This window comes from Pseudoalteromonas rubra, assembly GCF_004212645.1.
GTDB lineage: Bacteria > Pseudomonadota > Gammaproteobacteria > Enterobacterales > Alteromonadaceae > Pseudoalteromonas > Pseudoalteromonas rubra_G.
On sequence record NZ_PPUZ01000167.1, the window covers coordinates 1 to 4,940 of the forward strand.

Consider the following 4,940-nt stretch of genomic DNA (forward strand, 5'->3'; position numbering starts at 1 on the left):
TTAAAAATTTCTCATTTAGAGCAACTAAATAACAAAATTTTTGCCTTGTTATCGACCCTATTTTCTCGCCTCAAAATAGAACACTTAATTAAGCAAATTGGTATAAGCGGCATGAGCCGCTTGATCATAAAGACGTCGACCTCGCTTTATTGAATTGAGTTACCTTGTTTAACACACGGTTCAGTTGTTCACTGCAATCTTCCAGTATTGAGTAAAGACAAGGGATCAGGAACAAAGTGATCAGGGTTGCAAACAGGATAGCGCAGCCAAGTGATACGGCCATAGGGATGACCAGCTGTGCCTGTAAACTGGTTTCAAACATAATGGGCAGGACCCCGAGACAAGTTGTAATTGACGTTAACACAATGGCCCGGAATCTAGCGCAACCAGCCTGGATCACGGCTTCTCGTAGTACCATCCCCCGCTTTCTGAGCTGGTTGATATAATCTGACATGACCAGGGAGTCATTGACGACTACACCCGCAGCGGCGATCAGGCCAAAGGTCGACATCACACTAAAATCCAGCCCCCAGAGATAATGTCCCCATATCGCGCCGGTTAAGCTAAATGGGATCGCTATCATAATCATGAAAGGCTGGGTGTAACTGCGCAGAGGGATCGCCAGCAGCATGTAGACCACCACAATACCTGCAAGGAATAGTAAGAGCTGTTCGCTTTGCTGTGCCTGCTTCAGTTGCAGTGTGCCACCGAGCTTACTTTGTACTTCCGGGAAGCGAAGCTTGATGTTGGGCAGGATCTGTTTTTCAATGTGCCCAATTACCCGATCCGCTGCGACCAGGTTTTCGTCAATCGAGCCTGAGATAAAGACGGTTCTGAACCCTTGTCGTCTTTGGATCTCGCTGCTGGCGGAAACAATTTCATAGGTGGCTACATCGCCCAGCATAGCGGTGTGTCCGCCCGGGGTGCGAATAAGCGCATACTCCAAGTCTGAGAGTGATTGGCGGTCGGCAAACGGGTAGCGCACCAGCACCCGGACTTCCTCACCATTGCGGATCACCCGCTGTGCTTCTTGTCCGTACAAGCCACCATTGACCTGTCTTGCGATGTCGTCCAGGGTCAAGCCCAGCTTTTGACCACTGGGGCGCAGGGACAGCAGCACTTGTATACCAGACGCATTGAGGCTGGAATTGATGTCGTACAGCCCTGGCTGCATTTGCAACTGCTCAACTAACTCTCTGCTGGCTTTTTCCAAAGTATTGAGGTCGGATCCATACAGTCTGTAGCCAAAATCACCCTGTGTGCCATTGCCATTTAAATCGTCCTGGATATGAAAGCTTTTAACACCTGGCAGGTCGGGCATTGCTGCGCGCCAGCGTCGGGCCAGTTCAAAGGTGTCATAGGGGCGGATGGTGTCCTCAACCAAAGGCGTGATGATCCTCAGTTGGGTGCGACTGTCATTGAGTGCCAGCACGCTGGCAAGCATTTTTTGTCCATATTGTTGTGCCGTTTCTTCATCGACAGCCAAAATAACCTGTTCAATACGTTGGAGCGTTTCAATGGCTTGGTCACTGGAGGTATTGGCATACATTTCAACATTAATCGACGGGAAATCATGCGGAACTTTTGGGTTCAATACTGATTTCACCTGACCGGAGGTGAATAGGGCAATGGCGGTTGCGAACAGTCCACAGAAACCGATTAATACTGACCAGCGCCAGCGAATGCTAAACAGCAAAGCGGGCTGGTAACGGGTCTGAATGAAGTTCTGAAAGCCATGATTGAACTTATCTCGCCAGCTCCCGGGTCTGATCGGTGCAAAGCGGCAATGTGCGATATGCGCGGGCAGGATAAATTTAGACTCTATGAGGCTGAATGCCAGACAGAGCAACACAACGACAGCGATGGCGTAAAAGTCAGCACTGTCAGGGCCGGTTAAAAAGAGTGACGGGGCAAAGACTGCCATGGTGGTGAGTACACCAAAGGTTGCAGGTGTAGCGACTTTCTTCGCGCCCTTGACGACATTTTCGATTGAGTGCCCGGACTTTTCTATTTCCGAATAGGCGCTTTCCCCAATCACAATGGCGTCATCGACTACGATCCCCAATACCATGATGAAGGCGAACAGGGACAGTATATTAATACTGACACCAAATACCGGCATCATCAGTATGGTGCCCAGAAAGCATGCAGGCAGACCAATCATCACCCACATAGCGAGTTTAAAACGTAGGAACACAGAGAGCATGACCGCTACTAAAATGGCACCCTGAAGCAGGTTTTCCAGCATCATATCCAGGCGAGCGTTAAGGTAATAGGTCATATCGACAAAGGTTTCGAGTTTTAAACCATATGGTAGCGCCTGATTTTTTTGCGCTATGTAACGCTTCACGGCAGTGGCGATCGGAATAATATTTTGGTCTTCAGTGGCTTTGACTATCAAGGTAATGGCATTTTTACCATTGTATTTTGCGTATTTCTTATCTTCCGTCAGGTTATCCGAAATTATCGCGATATCGGAAAGAAATACTTGTTCACCGTATTCCCCCACTTTGACAGGGATACGTTTAAACTCGTCACCGAAATAGCGTTGGTTTTCAACGCGTACAGCAATGATACCGGAGTCTGCTTTGAGCTGACCTGCGGATATATCTGTCGAATATTCGCTTATGCGTTGGCTAAGTTCCTGAATAGTCAGGCCATAGGCCCTCAGTATTTCCGGTGATACTTCAATACTGATCTCTTCTTGCTGACTCAGTAATTCAACGATTGCAATACCATCATTTTGCAACAAGTCATCACGGATCTCCCGTGCCACGACTTTGAGCTCGGCCAAGGGGAGGTCGCCGGTTAGAACCATTTCATAGACCGTTTCAATGGATTCGGTACGTCTAATGATTAAAGGGTCCATTTCCGTTGGCAAAGTGGTGATGCCGTCGACTTTGAGCTTCACCTTATCGAGTACTTCATTCACGTCAGACTTGTGATTGACCTCCAACACAATACGGCCCCAGCCGGTACGGGAGCGGGAGGTGATTTTTCTTAGTTGAGGTAAGTTGATCAGGGCGCTTTCGATAGGGATCAACACGCTTTGTTCAATTTCTTGTGCAGATGCGCTCACAAAGGACACATCGACAATGATGTGCTTTTGTGGTTTGTGCGGGAACATTTGTTTGTTGATCTGAAAGTAGCTGGCTATCCCCAAAATGAAGATAAACGCCAGGAGCAAGTTCGCTGCCACGGAATTATGGGCGAAATAACCCATAAGTCCGGATGTCTGAGGCTTTCTGCTATTCATAGACAGTCCTCACAGGTGTTATGTGATTGTCAGCCAGTCCGGTAAAGACGGGTTGATCGGCCACTAGCTTGACAGGTTGTCCATCCACAGGGTGTTCCGGCAATGAATGTAATAACAGGTCAGTGTCGTGAAAGCGACCCTGTACCAGATAGTTGCTGCCGTCACTGTGCACGATCTCAATGTCTTGCTGACGCAAGGTGTGAGAATGATCAACCGTCCATACCTTGTTATTTTTAACCAGCTTCTGTGGGATCGAATAAATCTGTGACAGGGCTTTACCGTCAAACGTTACCTGTACATATTGACCAAAAGCGAGTGCATCTTGCTGATTACGCAGCCCATAGGGATCTTCTAATGTGACATATAATTTGCGCATCCGAGTTTTGCTATCAAACTGTGCGAGGTGCGGCATGATTGTGCCACTGCGTACGACGGTTTGGTCATTCGTGGAGATGGTGACTGCGATATTCTGGCGGGTATCGGGCAGAAACTTGGCTTCAAAGCCAGCAATCGGCGTGATGATTTCAGCTTTTTCGACGTTGTGGATCAGCGCAACGGATTCGCCTGCAGTAACATATTGTCCGGTGCCTATCATACGTGCAGTCACCAGGGCATCAAAAGGGGCGTAAATGTTGCAGTATTCCAGCTCTTTTTGTGCCTGACGCAGAGAAGCGCGTGCAGAGTCAACAGCAGCCTGCGCGCTCAGCAGTTGCGGGGTTCTGAGAAACAAAGCTGTGCGTTGCTCTTCAGGAAACCGCTCAGCTTCGCTTCTGGCGACATCCGCCAATGCTTGCTCTTCGATAAGATCTGCCTGTGCTTGTTGCAGTGCCGCTTTGGCATGGGTGACTTTGGCCTGATAATCGCTGCTATCCAGAGAGAAAAGTAACTCTCCGCGCTTTACGAAGCCACCCTGTGTGAAACTGGCATGCCAGCGGGTGACCTGGCCGTTGACCTGAGCCGATAAATGCGTGCTTTCATATGGGGTTAGTTCACCAAAGGCCGATATTTTAACTGTATGCATTTGTGGTGCTAATGGAACAGCAGTCACCGTAGGACGATTGTCGAGTTGTTGTGCTTTGGGCACTTCAACAGCGGATGAATTAATGGTCCAAAATAGTAAGCCAGAGATACTGGCTACTGTGATTGGCACCATAAAATGGCTGATACGCATAGATTGTTCCCCTTGATGAGTGTTGATGTGATCAGTGGTCTTCACACAAAAGAACGAGCACGCATGTTTGTGGCGTGATCTGGCCTGCACCTGAACTGGCGTCTGATGTGACTGATGTAGACAGGAAAGAAAGTGCGATAAGTGTTTTAATTAGATTCTTATTATTCATGTTATTTTCTCTTGTTTTGTTGTTGTTGTGTGAAGACGAGAAACACTGTAATCCGGTTTTGGGATTAACACACTGCACCTTTTGTGACTTGCTGTTATTTAACCAAGAAAGGTCGTGTATTTCTGAGGTAATATCACTTATTTGCGTGGTTTTTTGTTTTTAAGTTATTGATTTGTTTGTTTATAATTTTGGTAACACGAAGTCACATCGTAACTTTTATGGGAACGGGTAAAAGGGGGAAACCTGCATCTTCAGTGATGCCAAAAGCCACGTTTGGACAGGAGAATTGGAGGCGGGGCTAATAATGGCTGGTCATCTTTGTTGACATCAGTGGCGCTTTTAGG

General features: G+C 47.8%; 2 protein-coding genes. Both read right to left on the reverse strand.

Annotated elements, in window-relative coordinates; translation table 11 throughout:
* Positions 1-124: 124 nt before the first annotated feature.
* The gene (locus C3B51_RS23330) at positions 125-3,256 is read right to left on the reverse strand and encodes an efflux RND transporter permease subunit (RefSeq protein ID WP_130246555.1); all 3,132 of its coding nucleotides are present in this window, start codon (positions 3,254-3,256) and stop codon (positions 125-127) included.
* Positions 3,249-4,427: an efflux RND transporter periplasmic adaptor subunit gene (locus tag C3B51_RS23335; RefSeq protein WP_130246556.1), complete on the reverse strand. Its 1,179-nt coding sequence runs from the start codon at positions 4,425-4,427 to the stop codon at positions 3,249-3,251. The genes C3B51_RS23330 and C3B51_RS23335 overlap by 8 nt, the downstream gene beginning before the upstream one ends.
* Between the last annotated feature and the right edge of the window lie 513 nt (positions 4,428-4,940).